This window comes from Prevotella sp. HMSC073D09 (assembly GCF_001814145.1).
In the GTDB taxonomy this organism is placed as follows: domain Bacteria; phylum Bacteroidota; class Bacteroidia; order Bacteroidales; family Bacteroidaceae; genus Prevotella; species Prevotella conceptionensis.
Map to the genome: position 1 here is coordinate 486 of NZ_KV815115.1, position 15,988 is coordinate 16,473.

Annotated in this window: 11 protein-coding genes; 8 read left to right on the top strand and 3 right to left on the bottom strand. The window is 50.3% G+C overall.

Going from position 1 to position 15,988, the window contains the following annotated elements; translation table 11 throughout:
• Window positions 1-599: 599 nt before the first annotated feature.
• Entirely contained in the window at window positions 600-1,847 is a 1,248-nt protein-coding gene (locus HMPREF2955_RS10110; protein ID WP_070723228.1) for a 3-phosphoshikimate 1-carboxyvinyltransferase, read from the top strand.
• Between the two features lie 3 nt (window positions 1,848-1,850).
• Window positions 1,851-2,255, top strand: coding sequence for a hypothetical protein (locus tag HMPREF2955_RS10115; protein WP_019187305.1), 405 nt, complete (start codon window positions 1,851-1,853; stop codon window positions 2,253-2,255).
• Window positions 2,256-2,497: 242 nt separating this feature from the next.
• On the opposite strand, the gene HMPREF2955_RS10120 is transcribed toward HMPREF2955_RS10115, so the two are convergent.
• Window positions 2,498-2,845 (bottom strand): hypothetical protein, encoded by a 348-nt coding sequence (locus tag HMPREF2955_RS10120; RefSeq protein ID WP_070723231.1) that lies wholly within the window; start codon window positions 2,843-2,845, stop codon window positions 2,498-2,500.
• 117 nt (window positions 2,846-2,962) lie between these two features.
• Between HMPREF2955_RS10120 and HMPREF2955_RS10125 the strand changes: the two genes are divergently transcribed.
• The 4 genes from HMPREF2955_RS10125 to tsaE all read left to right on the top strand — a co-directional run bounded on the left by HMPREF2955_RS10125 (window position 2,963) and on the right by tsaE (window position 9,237).
• Window positions 2,963-3,790 (top strand): metal ABC transporter permease, encoded by an 828-nt coding sequence (locus tag HMPREF2955_RS10125; RefSeq protein WP_070723233.1) that lies wholly within the window; start codon window positions 2,963-2,965, stop codon window positions 3,788-3,790.
• Window positions 3,777-7,157 (top strand): type IX secretion system periplasmic lipoprotein PorW/SprE, encoded by a 3,381-nt coding sequence (locus HMPREF2955_RS10130; RefSeq protein ID WP_070723236.1) that lies wholly within the window; start codon window positions 3,777-3,779, stop codon window positions 7,155-7,157. Before HMPREF2955_RS10125 ends, HMPREF2955_RS10130 begins: the two co-directional genes overlap by 14 nt.
• Before the next feature lie 2 nt (window positions 7,158-7,159).
• The gene (locus tag HMPREF2955_RS10135; protein ID WP_070723241.1) at window positions 7,160-8,719 is read left to right on the top strand and encodes a T9SS response regulator signal transducer PorX; all 1,560 of its coding nucleotides are present in this window, start codon (window positions 7,160-7,162) and stop codon (window positions 8,717-8,719) included.
• Between the two features lie 104 nt (window positions 8,720-8,823).
• Window positions 8,824-9,237, top strand: coding sequence for a tRNA (adenosine(37)-N6)-threonylcarbamoyltransferase complex ATPase subunit type 1 TsaE (gene tsaE / locus HMPREF2955_RS10140; RefSeq protein WP_070723242.1), 414 nt, complete (start codon window positions 8,824-8,826; stop codon window positions 9,235-9,237).
• A 240-nt stretch (window positions 9,238-9,477) separates the two neighbouring features.
• On the opposite strand, the gene HMPREF2955_RS10145 is transcribed toward tsaE, so the two are convergent.
• Together HMPREF2955_RS10145 and HMPREF2955_RS10150 are read right to left on the bottom strand one after the other, a co-directional pair.
• Window positions 9,478-11,202, bottom strand: coding sequence for an ABC transporter ATP-binding protein (locus HMPREF2955_RS10145; RefSeq protein ID WP_070723245.1), 1,725 nt, complete (start codon window positions 11,200-11,202; stop codon window positions 9,478-9,480).
• A gap of 25 nt (window positions 11,203-11,227) precedes the next feature.
• Complete coding sequence (locus tag HMPREF2955_RS10150) at window positions 11,228-12,982, bottom strand: ABC transporter ATP-binding protein (protein ID WP_070723249.1); 1,755 nt, start codon at window positions 12,980-12,982, stop codon at window positions 11,228-11,230.
• 1,057 nt (window positions 12,983-14,039) lie between these two features.
• Here HMPREF2955_RS10150 and HMPREF2955_RS10155 point away from each other — a divergent pair.
• Window positions 14,040-14,534 carry a DUF4251 domain-containing protein gene (locus HMPREF2955_RS10155; protein ID WP_070723251.1) on the top strand — a complete coding sequence of 165 codons (495 nt, stop codon included), beginning with the start codon at window positions 14,040-14,042 and terminating at the stop codon, window positions 14,532-14,534.
• Between the two features lie 35 nt (window positions 14,535-14,569).
• Entirely contained in the window at window positions 14,570-14,818 is a 249-nt protein-coding gene (locus HMPREF2955_RS10160; protein ID WP_070723255.1) for a 6-phospho-beta-glucosidase, read from the top strand.
• Window positions 14,819-15,988 lie beyond the last annotated feature (1,170 nt).

Here is a 15,988-nt window from a genome sequence, read left to right on the forward strand (position 1 = left end):
AATGCAGTGCGTTTTGGTGCTAAATGCAAGGCAAAACGCTACTAAATGCAGTGCAAAATACGGCAAAACGCGAGAAGAAAAGCATAAAAATACACCGCAACGGTATATTCAAACCCCTCTCGAACCATGAAAAACATGACTGAAAAGGGCAAAACAACCACTTATAAGTGGCATTTTTGTAGCTAAAAGTGGGGTTTCGGGAGTGAAAAAATCACGAGCAGGCAACCTTCTAGAAAGCCAAAATGGTGCTAAATGCAGGCAATATGCGCAAAAATGGACAAAGAGATGGAGCGAAGAAGGCAGAAATTGCGGCTATTTAGCTGCTTATAGGCCATTATTTTCGCTAGAACAGTATGCCAAACAAAGCCTGTTTTGTAAAATATAGCCAACACTTTTAACAAAGAAAACATCGCTGCAAAAAGACAGGCAGAACGGCACCACGCGACGCATTTCTTACAAATGGAACACCATTTATGCGTTAACGACAACAAACAGCCAAAAATAAATGCCCACACAACAAAAAAATTAACTCCCCACACTTGTCAATCACGATAATAATGCTTAAATTTGCAATAACCTAATCGCACATTTATTTATATATGCAATATTCAATCGTTGCCCCAGAAAAGCTAAGGGTGGTGGTTACACTGCCCGCCTCGAAAAGCATAAGCAACAGGGCGCTCATTATGCACGCCCTGTCGGGTAGCTCAATGCTGCCACAAAACCTATCGAACTGCGACGACACGCGCGTTATGGTGCGTGCGCTCTCGGACATGCCAAAGAACATCGACGTTCGCGCAGCTGGTACGGCCATGCGGTTTATGGCCGCTTTCCTAAGCTGTCAAAAGGGAGAACATACCCTAACCGGCACACAGCGCATGCGCCAACGGCCGATAAAGCCGTTGGTTGACGCGCTTAGATACGTGGGCGCAGACATAGAATACGAGGCAAAAGAGGGCTACCCACCCATCCGCATCTACGGAAAGCCGCTTGAAGGCGGCCGAGTGGAGATGCCGGGGGGCATCAGTTCGCAGTTTATCTCGGCCATCCTCATGATTGCCCCCACGCTGAAAAAAGGCCTAGACCTGAAAATGACGGGCCAAATAGCATCGCGACCCTACATAGACCTCACGCTGTGCATGATGCGCGAATACGGAGCGAAGGCCGATTGGACAGACATCAACGCCATCAGCGTGAAACCCGGACAGTACAAAGCGCGGCAATACACCATTGAAAGCGATTGGAGTGCGGCATCCTACTGGTACGAAATGGTTGCACTGAGCAACGATCCCGATACCATTGTAGAGCTGGAAGGGTTGAGCGAAAACTCTAAACAAGGCGACTCGGTGGTGCGCCACATCTTCTCATTGCTGGGCGTAAAGACCGTTTTCTCTAAGCATCCTGCGGGGCAACTAACGAAAGTAACGCTGAAAAAGCTGCGTACAAGGCTGCCCAAGCTGGAATACGACTTCGTTAACTCGCCCGACTTGGCGCAAACGCTCGTGGTTACCTGTGCCATGATGGGCGTTCCTTTCCATTTCAAGGGGCTGTCTAGCCTGCGAATAAAGGAAACCGACCGCATCGAGGCGTTGAAGAAAGAAATGGCCAAGCTTGGTTTTGTGCTGCGCGAAATGGCCGAAGGCGAGTTGGCGTGGGACGGAATGCGCTGTCGCCCGTCAGACGAACCCATCGACACATACGAAGATCACCGCATGGCTTTGGCCTTTGCGCCCGTGGCCTTCGTTAACAAAGAAATAAAAATAAACCAACCTGGCGTGGTGAGCAAGTCGTATCCGCAATTTTGGAGCGACCTTCGCCAGTCGGGATTTGAAATAAACGAAATATAAACAATGCACATATTACTGTTGGCCTTACTGGGCTTAGCTATCTTTGCGGCCGTGTTGGGACTGCTCTCGCGTAACAAAAACGCGGGCGAGCCTGGTGTGGTAAAGGCCGACACCGCATCGTGTGCCACCTGTTCGGGCGAAGACGAACGGTGCGAACACGATTGTATGTTGGAGGCGGCAGTGCGCGATGTGGAATATTACGACGACGAAGAGTTGGACAAATACCGCGGAAGAGACTCGGCCGACTATACCGACAGCGAGGCTGAAGAGTTTGCCGAGGTGTTCTATACCATGCGCCCAAGCGACGTACAGGGCTGGAACAGAAGTCTGATACTGCGACAAATAAACCTGCCCAACCAGCTGAAAGACGAGGTGATAATGGTCATCAACGATGCAAGGTCGGCCTAACCGCCTCGCCCGCGCCACGCCTCAGCATCCTTTTGCCTAAGCGTGCGCTGCCTTATGGTATGCCTAAGCTCCCAAAAAGTAAAAGACCAGGGGTGAGAAAGCTAAAAGGCAAGGGCGACAAAGCCAAATGGCAAGGGCAAGAAAGGCAAAAAGGCAAGGGTAAGAAAAGGTAAAAATACGAGGCCAAAGCCATGCAACAATCCTTCGACAGCAAGCCAAGGCGGCCATGTAGGGTGATGATGTCAATAAAGATTTGCATGCAACAATCCTTTCGCCTGCAAGGCAAGGCGGCCGTGTAGGATGGCGATTGCAATAATGATTTGCATGCAGCAACCCTTCGCCTGCAAGGCAAGGCGGCCGTTTAGGGTGGCAATTGCAAGGATGATTTGCATGCAACAACCCTTCGCCTGCAAGGCAAGGCGGCTGTGCAGGATAGCGATTGCAATAATGATTTGCATGCAGCAACCTTTCGTCTGCAAGGCAAGACGGCCGTGTAGGGTGGTGATGTCAATGATGATTTGCATGCAACAATCCTTCGTCTGCAAGGCAAGACGGCCATGTAGGGTGGTGATTTCAATGATGATTTGCATGCAACAACCCTTCGCCTGCAAGGCAAGGCGGCTCCTGCAAATCCTTGTCCACCTCCCCAAAAGCCGTAAGTTGCGGCTTATTGTTGGCCAACAAACAAGTGTGAAACAGATTTTTGAATGAACATATTAGAATACTCCTTCTTTCAGAACGCCCTCCTAGGCTCGCTCTTGGCTAGTGTGCTGTGTGGGTTTATCGGCACATACATCGTTACAAGGCGGCTGGTGTTCATCAGTGGCGGCATCACGCACGCCTCGTTTGGCGGCATCGGGCTAGGCGTATTCTTAGGCATCAACCCCATACTTTCGGCTATGGTGTTCTCCGTTCTCAGTGCTTTCGGCGTGCAATGGATGTCGCGCAGGGGCGATGTGCGCGAAGACTCGGCCATTGCCGTGTTTTGGACCTTCGGAATGAGCCTAGGCATCATCTGCTGTTTTCTATCTCCGGGGTTCATGCCCGACCTTCCTTCCTTCCTTTTCGGCAGCATTCTCACCATCAGCCAGGCCGACCTTTGGCTGCTGGCAGCATTGCTTGTGGTGGTGGCCATAGTCTTCGCGCTGCTCTATCGCACAATATTAAGTGTGGCTTTCGATGTAGACTTCGCCCGTTCGCAACGCCTGCCCGTGGCGTTTATCGAGTATCTGATGATGGCACTCATCGCCCTAACCATCGTAAGCACACTCCGCATGGTGGGCATAGTGCTAAGTATCAGCCTACTTACCATACCCCAGATGTCGGCCAACGTGCTAACGCACAACTTCAAGCACATGATTGCGTGGAGCATTGTCATCGGTTGGGTAGATTGCCTTATGGGTCTAGGCCTTTCTTACGCCCTCAACGTTCCGTCGGGCGCATCCATTATCTTCGTCAGCATCCTTGTTTATCTGGTGTTAAAGGTGGGCAACGTTGCTTTCAAAAAACGCCAACGCCAACTTGAAACCATTTAAATCCACATATAGCCTTGCCTTGTGGCTCGCCCTCGCGCTGCTACTCGCTGCCTGTTCGGCAAGTAAGAACACGGCACGCAGCAGGTGGTGGCAAGCTTTCAACACCCGTTATAACGTTTATTACAACGGAAACATGGCTTATGTAGACGGTATGCTGGAAAAAGAAAACGGCAACCGAGACAACTATACCGAACTTCTCCCCCTCTATCCCGTGGCCAACAAGGGCAGCAAAGAGTTGGGCAAGGGCAACTTCGAGCGCGCTATCCTGAAAAGCGAAAAGGCCATTCAGCTGCACAGCATAAAGAAACGCCCCACGTGGGACAAGAAACGGCGCAAAACCCAACGCGACATCGAATGGCTAAACCGCCGCGAATACAATCCTTTTATGTGGCGCGTGTGGATGCTTATGGGGCGTTCGCAGTTTCATAAGGGCGATTTCGACCAAGCAGCATCTACATTTGCCTACATGTCGCGCCTCTATCGCACGCAACCACACATATACGCAAAGGCGCGCGCATGGCTTGCTAAGACCTATATTGAACAGGGATGGATGTACGATGCCGAAGACGTAATACGCAACATGAGCCGCGACTCGATGGATTGGCGCGCAGTTAAGGAGTGGGATTACACGCATACGCTCTATCATCTGCACACGGGCGAGTGGCAAAAGGCCATACCCTACCTGCAAAAGGTTATCAAACACGAGATGCGGCGCAAGCAACGGGCGCGCCAATGGTTTATCATGGGGCAGCTACAAAGGCTTGTGGGCAATCGCGATGCGGCTTATAAGGCTTTCAGAAAGGCGGCATCGATGCACGTCTCTTACGAACTAGACTTCAATGCACGCATCGCCCAAACCGAAGTTTTGGCGCAAGGACAAGCCAAAAAAATGATTGCCAAGCTGCGCCGAATGGCTGCCAACGACAACAACCGCGACTATTTAGACCAAGTGTACTATGCCATCGGCAACATATATCTGGCACAACGCGACACCGCCAACGCCATCGCCGCCTACGAAAACGGCGGAAAGCGAGCCACGCGCAATGGTATTGAGAAGGGTGTGCTGATGCTTAAGCTGGGCAATGTATATTGGCAAAAACAACGTTTTGCGGATGCACGCCGCTGCTACAACGAGGCACTGGGACTTCTCGATAAAGAACGCCCCGACTACGAAGAACTTTCGCAGCGTTCGAAAGTGCTCGACGAGCTAGTGCCGCACATCGAGGCCGTACAGCTACAAGACTCGCTGCAACTACTGGCCACGATGCCCGAACCGCAACGCAACGCCGCCATCGACCGCGTGATTGCTGCCTTAAAGAAGAAAGAAAAAGAAGAGCAATATGCGCAAGACGAAGAGACGGCGCGCCGTACCATCGCCCGAAACAGTTCTGCATCGAACATGCCCACCACCCAAACGCCCATGCAACGCACGCAACAAGGTGGCGGATGGTACTTCTACAACCCCATCGCCGTGAGTCAAGGCAAGGCTGCCTTCGAACGGCAGTGGGGCAAACGCGACAATGTGGACAACTGGCAACGGCTAAATAAGGCTGCCGTTGCACTGAACACGCCCTTAGATGAGCCGTCGGCCGAACAGCGCGACTCGATTTTAGCCGAGGAAGCGCGCCGCGACTCCATACAACAGCTCAGGCAAACAGCCGAAAACGACCCACATAAACGCGAGTTTTACTTGGCGCAAATTCCTTTTACCGACGAACAACGGCAGGCCAGCAACCAATTACTCACCGACGGACTGTTCCATTCGGGCGTGATTTTCAAAGACAAGCTCGACCAACTCGGCTTATCCGAGAAAGCCTTACGCAGGCTTACCGACAACTATCCGCAGTTCGACAAGATGCCGCAGGCATACTACCACCTTTTCTTACTCTACATGCGGAAGGGCGACAAGGTTACAGCACAGCGTTATGCAGACTTGCTGAAACAGCAATATCCCAAGCACGAGCTTACCGAACTGATAACAGACCCCTATTATTTTGCCAACGCACAGCGCGGCGAACATATAGAAGACTCGCTCTACGCCACGACCTACGACTTCTTCAAAGCCGAGAACTACGCAGCAGTGAAGCGCAACGCAAAGGTATCGGCCACCAAGTTTAAACATGGTGCCAACCGCGACAAGTTCCTATTTGTAGAGGCCTTATCCATGCTACACGACGGAAATGTCGACGCTTGTCTCAATGGTTTGCAAACGTTGGTGGAGCAATTTCCCCAAAGCGAACTCAGCAAAATGGCCGCCATGATTGTCAACGGCATTAAAGCAGGCAGGCAAGTGCAGGCAGGCGGGTTCGACCTGAACAACGTTTGGCAACGCCGAACGGCCGCCGCCAACGCTGCCGACAGCCTGAAAGGCAAGCAGTTTAGCAACGACCGCAACGCCAATTTCCTCTTCGTAATGGCCTACCAACCCGACTTCGTAGACGAAAACAAGCTGCTTTTCGCCTTGGCCAAATACAATTTCACCAACTATTTGGTGCGAAACTTCGAGATACGAACCGAAACCGACAACGGATTACGCTTGATGATAGTGAGCGGTTTCCGCAATTTCGACGAGGCTTTGCAGTATGCACGCGAGCTACATCGCCAAACGGGCATCGTGGGAAGGCTGAACAACGGACGCACACTCGTAATAAGCGAAGAAAACATGCAGCTACTTGGCAAGGAATTTAGTTTCGACGACTACGACAAATACTACGCCAAGCACTTCGCTCCGCTGAAAGTAAGCACCTTCCGCCTGCTGAACGAGCCTGCCGAAATTGTTCAACCCGAAGCTCCCGTACGACTTCCCACCATCGAAGAGATAGACCGCGCGCTGGATAACGACTTTGTTCTGCCCAACGAAAAGGCAACAACGGATGTCGACGAAGACACTTATCCCATAACTGACGAGCCTACGCAAAAGCAAAAGGGAAAGCCCGAAACAAAGCAAAAGGCCGACGATGCAACGGTGATTGAGGCGCCACTACCACCCACACGACAGCCCGACGACGGCACAATCGTGATAGAAGACGACACGCCTGGCACCCCAAAAGCCAAGCCAAACACGAATAAGGGGGAGCAAAAGCCGCAACAGCCCACGCAACAAAAGGGCAAAACGCCACAAACCCAAACGCAGCCAAAGGGCAAAACGCCTATAAAAACAGAGCCAAAGCCCCAAAAGCAACCCACAAAGACCGACAAGAAAGAAGATACGGGCATCGACTTTAAAGACGAACTAGGCAACAAGGGTAAGAAACCCGAACCTAAAAAGACGCCTACCGCTAAGCAAGACAGCACCAAAACGCCAGTCAAACCCAAGCGGAAAGAGATCGACCCCGACGACGAATATTACGATTTAGAAGGATTTTGACAATGAACAACGGACTGATTTTATGGGCCGACGACGAGATTGAACTGCTCAAAGCCCACATTATATTTCTAGAAAAGAAAGGTTATGAGGTTGTAACCGTAAGCAATGGCATGGATGCGCTAGACCAATGCAAGCAACGCAACTTCGACCTTATCATGCTCGACGAGATGATGCCCGGCCTTTCGGGGCTCGAAACGCTGCAACGCATCAAGGAAATACAGCCTGCCACGCCCGTGGTGATGTGCACCAAGAGCGAAGAAGAGAACATTATGGAACAGGCCATCGGCTCTAAAATAGCCGATTACCTCATCAAGCCCGTCAACCCAAGCCAGATATTGCTCACCTTGAAGAAGAACATTCACCGCAAAGAGATTGTTTCTGAGGTTACGCAAACGGGCTATCAGCAAAACTTCCAAGACATTTCCATGCAGATAATGGACTGCAAAACACTCGACGACTGGCGCAAAGTGTATCGCCGTTTGGTGCATTGGGAACTTGAACTAAGCAATACGGGCAGCAGCATGGCCGACATATTGGTAACTCAAAAGGAAGAGGCCAACAACGCCTTTGCCAAATATGTGAAGGCCAATTACATGGATTGGGTGGCCGAAGGCGCATCTACCGCCAACGGACGCCCCGTAATGAGCCCCGACTTGTTTAAGCATTCCATCTTTCCCCTGCTCGATAAGGGCGAAAAAGTGTTCCTCATCGTTCTCGATAACTTTCGTTACGACCAATGGAAAACGCTGGAAAGCGAGATTGGCGACCTCTTCGACATCGACGAAGACATGTACATCACCATCCTTCCTACTGCAACCCAGTATGCGCGTAACGCCATTTTTAGCGGACTTATGCCCAACAAAATTGCGAAAATGTTCCCTGAACTGTGGGTAGACGAGGACGAAGAGGAGGGCAAAAACCTCAATGAAGACCTGCTGATAAAGACACAGATAGAACGTTATCGCCGCCACGACACTTTCAGTTACACCAAAGTAAACACGTCGGCGGATGCAGAAAAGCTGCTCGAACACTTCTCGCAGCTATCTCAAAACAACCTGAATGTGATGGTATTCAACTTCATCGACATGCTTTCGCACGCCCGAACGGAGTCGCGCATGGTGCGCGAACTGGCCAACAACGAGTCGGCCTACCGTTCCATCACGCTCAGTTGGTTTCGCCATTCCATTCTCGCCAACCTCTTCAAGCGACTTTCGCAGAGCGATTTCACCGTAGTTCTCACCACCGATCACGGCTCAATCCGCACCTCAAAACCCATAAAGATAGTGGGCGACCGCAACACCAACACCAACCTACGCTATAAGTTGGGCAAGAATTTGAGCTATAATTCAAAAGAGGTGTTCACCATCAAAGAGCCACATAAGGCCCAACTGCCCTCGCCAAACATCAGCACCAGCTACGTTTTCGCCACGGGCAACAGTTTCTTTGCCTACCCCAACAACTACAATTACTACGTATCCTACTACAAGGATACGTTCCAACATGGGGGCATCAGCATGGAAGAGATGCTCGTTCCGCTAGTCACCATGCGGCGAAGGCGATAACAACGCACCACAAATATAGGATAACCCCACACAACACAACCACTTAACAAGTCGCAACAAAGGGCCAACGCGCCCCCAGATGCGGCCATAAACCACAACATACAATGACACTTACAATTACATCGTTGGCCCAAATACACAACGTGGCCAAACAATTCATCGACAATATGGGCACGGGTAAGGTGTTCGCCTTCTACGGAAAGATGGGTTCGGGCAAAACAACTTTCATCAAAGCCGTGTGCGAAGAGCTGGGCGTTACCGACGTTATCACCTCGCCCACCTTTGCCATCGTGAACGAATATCACAGCGAACAGACACCCAAACCCATCTTCCACTTCGACTTTTACCGCATAAAAAAGCTCGAAGAGGCGTACGATATGGGTTACGAAGACTACTTTTACAGCGGCTCTCTCTGTTTTCTTGAATGGCCCGAACTAATCGAAGAGATTTTGCCTGCCGATGTTGTGAAGGTAAAAATCGAGGAACAGGCGGACGGAAGTCGCACGGTGACGTTCTGAAAGCACAGCATATTGAAACTGCTCTGCCGCATTGGGCTTGTCTAAGCAACGCTGCTGTGTTAGCCCGAATACGGCACCAAAAGCACCGCACCACGTCTCAATGCCGCCTCGTTAGGCCGCATTGGGACGTGGTGCAGTTGTTTTATAGCCAACCATCGGCTGCTTGATGACCAACCACCCTTTGCCTTGTCGTCAACCATCCTTTGCTGTGTGGCCGACCAAAAACACTTTACAACACGATTAAGAGTCACTCAATTGCAGCCGAACGATACGTGCGAACTCGCCGTTCTCCTTCAACAACTCCTGGGGTGAGCCCTGTTCGCGCACCGTTCCCCCATCCAGAACCACGATATGGTCGGCATTTAGCACCGTGCGCATACGGTGGGCGATTATTACAACCGTTTTATTGCGCACCAGTTCTGATATTCCAGCCTGTATTTTGGTTTCATTCTCGGCATCGACACTAGCTGTTGCCTCGTCTAGCAGTATCACTGGCGCATCTTTCAAGAGCGCTCTCGCAATGGATATGCGCTGGCGTTCGCCTCCCGATAGTGTTTCGCCATTCTCTCCGATGATGGTGTCGTAGCCCTGCGGCATGCTCCTGATGAAGTCGTCGCATTGCGCCAATCGCGCCACCTGCCGCACGTCGTCGTCGGTGGCATTGCGTTTGCCAATGCGTATGTTGTCGGCAACAGAGGCATTGAACAGCAAAACGTCTTGGAAAACCACTGCATAATTCTTCAACAACGCCTCTGCATCCATCTCGGCGATGTTCTTTCCACCAAGTGTAACCTCCCCTTCGTCCACATCCCAAAAGCGTGCGGCAAGCTTGGCAGCCGTACTTTTGCCGCCGCCAGAAGGACCTACCAACGCCGTTACTTGACCTTGGCGGGCAGTGAACGACACATCGTGCAACACTTGTTTGCCCGTCTCGTAAGAAAAGCTCACTCCACGAAACGCGATGTCGTAACCATTCACCTCCACATCCTTGCTCCCATCGAGTGTGGGCATGGCTTCTATCTGCCTCATTCGCTTAATGCGTACGTCTAAGTAAGACAATACGACCATGTGCGTGCAAACATCTTGTATGGGATTGTAAACCATTGCCGAAACAAGCACAAAGGCCAAATAGACAAACAGCGACACTTCGCCGCGCTGCATGAGCCACGCACCCAGCAACAACACCGAGGGCATGCCCAGCTTTAACAGCACAGCAGAGACGTTAACCAAAGAACTGGTCACCAATTCGCTGCTAACCAGAGCCTTTTCGTAGACATTGAGCCTCTCGTCCAGCTGCTTGTCATACGCCTCTTCGCCATTATATGCCTTAATCTCCTGCACACATTCCAGTCCCTCTTGTATCTGTTCGGTCAGTGCGCGTTTCACTTTGTAGTGCTTGGTAAAAGCCTTATCTATGCTACGCACAGACAAAAGCAACACCAACAAGGCCAGTGGCACGGGCCAGTACACGGCCAGAGCCAACCTCCAATCGTAAGAAAACAGGCCTATGCCCACCACAACCACGCTTGTGCCGGCGGCGAAAAGCTGGGGCACGGCATGCGAAAAGGTCTCTTCAAGCTGCGCACAATCCTCCATCATGGTGGAGGTTAGGTCAGACAGGTTGTGCTCTCCGAAGAATGCCAGCGGCAAACGGCGAAGCTTTTCGGCCAAGGTTATGCGCCGTTGTGCACTTTCCGCATACACGGTTACGTAGGTGCTGTTATACTGCCACCTGCTAACAACGAACATGATGCACAGGGCAACCAGGGCAAGCAGAAGGTAAAGCCACAGCGATTGGGGCGGCGCGGCGCGGCGCACATCAACATATTCCATCAAGAAGAAAAACAAATAGCTGGGTGGCAACATCAGCGCCACGTTTAACAGCGTAGAGAAGAATATGCCTCTACGCAGGTCTTTCGCCCCTTTTTCAGACAGTGCGAAACGGTTTTGAAAATATCTAATCATTATTTCTAGCCCCCTTAAGTTGTCGTTATAACCTCCATGCGATGGCCCGTTGGTATTCGTTCCACATGCGATAGTATCTTCCTTGGCGCCCAATAAGTTCTTCGTGCGTGCCTTGCTCGGCTATTTCTCCATTGTTCAGCACCACAATCCGGTCTGCATCTTGCACGGTGGTAAGCCTATGGGCAATCATCAGCACGGTTTTCCCTTTTGTAAGGTTTGCCAGGGCCCGCCTTATCAAGTGTTCGTTCTCGGGATCGGCAAAGGCGGTTGCCTCGTCTAGCACCACTATGGGCGCATCTTTCAAGATGGCTCGTGCAAGCACCAGCCTTTGTTGTTCGCCTCCTGATAGGTAAGTTCCGTCTGCGCCGATAACCGTATCCAGTCCCTTTGGCAGCCTATTCACTATTTCGCGACTTTGAGACAGGTCCACGGCACGGTTTATCTGCTCGATGGTTGCCCCCTCATTACCATAGCGCAGGTTGTCCAGCAGTGAGGTTTTAAACAGGCGTGTGTTTTGGAAAACGAACGACACGCATTGCATCAGCTCCGCCTTGTGCACCTGCCTAACGTCCACCCCGCCTATGCTTACGCTGCCCTCGCACACGTCCCAGAAACGTGGCACCAGCCGTGCGAGGGTTGTTTTGCCACTGCCCGAAGCTCCCACGATGGCCGTTGTGCTTCCCTGAGGCATGTCCAGGCAAACGCGGTGCAGAGCCTCTTTCTCCGCATCTCCGTATTTAAAGCTCACTTTGTCTAGGCAAATGCCGTACGAAGTGATTTTTCGCGGTTCGCTGCTCATGGGCAATGGGGTAGCCTCGGTTAGCCTTTCCAGCCTTTCTATAGCCTCGTTGGCCATGAACAAGCTTTGCATAAGGTGCATCATCCGCATCACGTTAAGCCCGATTATCGGGGCGATGAGCACATATAAGAACATGTTGGCGATGACGACAGCAGCATTTCGCCCGTGCCCTATCATCACGATGCCCACAGGTACGAGCACAAAGGCGAAGGCGTTGATGGCTACGATGTAGAAAGACATAGGCGTACGCCACACCAGGGTGTACTTAATAACGAGGTCTCGATAGGCGATGATGCTGTTGTAGAAGCGTTTGAACGAGAAAACCGTTTGTTGGAACACCTTTACAACGGGTATTCCCCGCACGTACTCAACCGCCTCTGCGCCCATCCGCTCTTGCGCATCCAGGTATAGTCGCTGAAACTGGTTGTTCTTGGGGTTCATCATAAAGCCCATTATGCCGAAGGCGCATACGATGGGAACAAGCGCAGCCAAGCCCAACTGCCAGTCTACGGCGAGCAACAGCGCGACAACGCCCAGCGGCGAGACGATGCTGCCCGCCACATCGGGCAGTATGTGGGCCACGAAGGTGTGCGTTTGGCTCGAGTCTTCATCGATAACCTTGCGCATGCCGCCCGTGTTATGGGTGTCGAAAAAGCCCAATGGCGCCCGCATCAAAGCGTGCATGGCCTGCCGCCGCATGTTGGTTTCCACGCGGAAAGCCGCTAGGTGAGACAGCGCTAGCGCCAAGAAGTAGAGCAACACGTTGAATACAGACACGGCAAAGGCGGCAAGGGCGTAGTTCCACACGGGCGTGGTGGCCAGATTGCCACCAGTGGTGAGCAGCGTGCGCACCACCAGCCACACCAAGACAAAGGGAACAAGCGACAATAGCCCGTTTATGGCCGACAAAGCCACCGAAAGCGGCAGCAAAGCCTTGCGCCTGCCCATGTAGTTTCCCAGTCGTTTAAGTACTTTTATCATATTGTTAGTCGCATTTGTTGTTTACTTATGCCCCCACTTAAAGCTCCTTGCCACGTTTCGGCACGGTTTACATGGCGGCATACAATGTTTCTTGTTTTTATTTGGCACGCTTAGCCCACTCCGCCCGTCCGCCTTATGGTAGTGTTCGGCTAGGTATTGTAGAGTGTCGGCAAGCTTGTTTATGCCTGTTTGCTCAGCTTCATTATACCATACGCCAATCCCAGCCAGCCCTTTTGTAGGCCTTTTGCCCCAAATTTCATTAAGTTTGGCAACGCATGGTGTCGAAACCCAAGGGCAGCGTACAGCAACAAGCCTCTAATTAGGTTGCGTGCGGAATATTTTTAATGTATATGTTGTTTACGCTGGCTGTTCTTAGTTGTTTACAAAGGTATCACTTTAAATCCAAATAACGGACAAATGAGAAAGCAAAAAACGGCCAATCGTAACTTATAAGGAGGACCGTATGCCAATTTTCCCTATCGCGTTTCAAGGCTTTTCCCCACCGGCCTACAAACAATTCCTTATCGCGAGGTTTGTTTTTAGTGGCAAAATGGAGATTGTTACGTGGGTATCGTCAGGCCAATTAACAAATGTTTGGCGTACAACTTGTGCAGAGAAATGCACTGTTAGCACCTGAAAGCCCTACGAAGTGCGGCTTATTGCACGACGGTACGCTGCTATTGTACGGCAAACAGAAGTTGCAAGCCATTCTTTCCTGATAGAAAACACGTACTTTGCATGGGCGAAAAGGCGGTTAAAGCGGAGAAGAATAGGGCATAGAAAGCAACAAGTGGGATTGAAACACTTGGTGGGAGGAGGGCAACCCGAAAGGCTAAGTAACACAACGGCTCTACACGCCATACAGCCCGAGCCTAGGAAAACGACTGGTAAAAATTGGTTAAATCAGCAGCAATACCTTGCATAAGTCGCAGAATTGGCGTAACTTAGGGCACGCCCACACTCGGAGAGGCAGGCCTAACCATGTTGGTCATGCACCTCACGATGAGAAGATGTGGGCGGAGAACACCACAATAAGGACTTAATAAAGGATGCTGATATGAAACAAGTGATAGGAGTTGCCGTGGCCATAGCATTGCTGGCAGGCTGCGCAGGAACACGAAACTTATCGCCCGAAAAGGCGAAAAGGCAGGCCGAAATGGCACAAAAGGTGAACGAAGGCCTAGAAAAGCAACAATATACAATAGAGGTAAGCCACGTATATCCCATGCGAATGCAGGCCAAAGCCTTGTCTTACGGCTATTACATCAAGGTGTCGGGCGACTCCATTTATTCGTACCTGCCCTATTTCGGGCATGCCTACCGCGTGCCGTATGGCGGAGGAAAAGCACTAGACTTTGCCGAAAAGATGACCGACTACACCATAACCAAAGGCAAAGACGGACGAATGAACATCGAAATAAAGGTAAACAACCGCGAAGACCGCTATGCCTATCACCTAGAAGTGTACGATAACGGACACGCCTACATCGATGTTTCGGCCGACGAACGCGACCGAATTGGCTTTGCTGGGATGATGAACGTGGGGCGATAAGGGGAATGACGAAATGCTTATTAAAAGGATGACGTATGGAGGCGGACCTGTCTTATTGGCGATTTATTGAAGAATGGCATCCCAAGTATTGGTCGGACGACAGGGTGCTTCTTTGCGATATTCTTTTTCGCCACTTGGAAAAAGAAGATGTTGATGAAGATGATAAAAAGTGGATCGCAAAAGACTTTAACTCGAATGAAGAAATTGTACACGAGCTAAAACGCTTGGAAAAAGACCTTTATTCGAAAAGTCTTGATAATTATTATGAGCGGTTGTTGGCATAAAATGGGTTTATCATATTGAGAGGAGTTTGTTATCTTTGTGATGCCAGCACAAGATAAACACCACGCTCATATTACGAAGAGCAGGTCAAATCAACTCACTAGCTTGATAAACTCGCAGAAACACCAACAAATCCCGAATACATCAACACATCAATTTACGAGCTCATCAACTCATAAATTCAAAAGCCCATCAACTCACCAACCTACAATTTCATTAACTCAAAAAATCAAAACCCACCAACTCACAAACTCAAAAGCCCCATCAACTAACAAACTTACAAGCTCACCAACTCATCAACTCGTTAACTTGTCAACTGGCTAAGGTGGAAACTGGCTGCGCCCACTAGCCTTGTCAACTCGTTAACGTGTTAACTTGTCAACTGGCTAAGGTAAAAACAGGCTGCGCACAATAGCCTTGTCAACTCGTTAACTTGTCAACCTGTGAACTGACTAGGGTGAAAACTGGCTGCGACCTCTAGCCTTGTCAACCCGTTAACGTGTTAACTTGTCAACTGACAAAGGTGAAAAATGGCTGCGCACAATAACCTTATCAACCCGTTAACGTGTTAACCTATCAACTGACTAAGATGAAAACTGGCTGCGCCCACTAGCCCTGTCAACTTGTTAACTAGTCAACTTGTCAACTCAAAAAAAATAAATTTTATTTTACAACAGCCCTCTAATTTTCAATCCGTTCTAGCGAAAAAACAGGTTAAAAGGTAGGTAAATAACTACCATTTCAGACCTTTCACATCTTTCAGCTTGTCTATTTTTAAGAAGAAAACCCACGTTTTGCACCATTTTGCCTTTCTAGATTGGTTGCCAACCCGCATTTTTTCAACCCCAAATCACCCACTTTTAGCTCCCAAAACCCACTTTTTAGCGGCTATTTTGCCCTTTTTGGCCATGTGTTTCATGGTTCTAAAAGGTTTTGTTTATACACTTTCAGTGGATATTTATGCTTTTCATACCGCATTAAGCACCATTTAGCACTGCGTTTTGCACCCTTTTACCCTGCATTTAGCACCAAAATGCACCGCGTTTAGCACCAAATAGCACTGCGTTTAGCACCAAAATGCACTGCGTTTTGGTGCTAAATGCACGGTATTTTGCTGCAAATAGCCCAAAGGTTGGTGCAAATGGCGGTTCTTTGGAATATAAATTCATTTT

Excerpts from the sequence above, each read along its gene's own strand:
- HMPREF2955_RS10160 (WP_070723255.1), top strand. The coding sequence starts at position 14,570 with ATGGAGGCGGACCTGTCTTATTGGCGATTTATTGAAGAATGGCATCCC.
- tsaE (WP_070723242.1), top strand. The coding sequence starts at position 8,824 with ATGACACTTACAATTACATCGTTGGCCCAAATACACAACGTGGCCAAA.
- HMPREF2955_RS10115 (WP_019187305.1), top strand. The coding sequence starts at position 1,851 with ATGCACATATTACTGTTGGCCTTACTGGGCTTAGCTATCTTTGCGGCC.
- HMPREF2955_RS10135 (WP_070723241.1), top strand. The coding sequence starts at position 7,160 with ATGAACAACGGACTGATTTTATGGGCCGACGACGAGATTGAACTGCTC.
- HMPREF2955_RS10150 (WP_070723249.1), bottom strand. The coding sequence starts at position 12,982 with ATGATAAAAGTACTTAAACGACTGGGAAACTACATGGGCAGGCGCAAG.
- HMPREF2955_RS10110 (WP_070723228.1), top strand. The coding sequence starts at position 600 with ATGCAATATTCAATCGTTGCCCCAGAAAAGCTAAGGGTGGTGGTTACA.
- HMPREF2955_RS10145 (WP_070723245.1), bottom strand. The coding sequence starts at position 11,202 with ATGATTAGATATTTTCAAAACCGTTTCGCACTGTCTGAAAAAGGGGCG.
- HMPREF2955_RS10125 (WP_070723233.1), top strand. The coding sequence starts at position 2,963 with ATGAACATATTAGAATACTCCTTCTTTCAGAACGCCCTCCTAGGCTCG.
- HMPREF2955_RS10120 (WP_070723231.1), bottom strand. The coding sequence starts at position 2,845 with ATGCAAATCATCATTGAAATCACCACCCTACATGGCCGTCTTGCCTTG.
- HMPREF2955_RS10155 (WP_070723251.1), top strand. The coding sequence starts at position 14,040 with ATGAAACAAGTGATAGGAGTTGCCGTGGCCATAGCATTGCTGGCAGGC.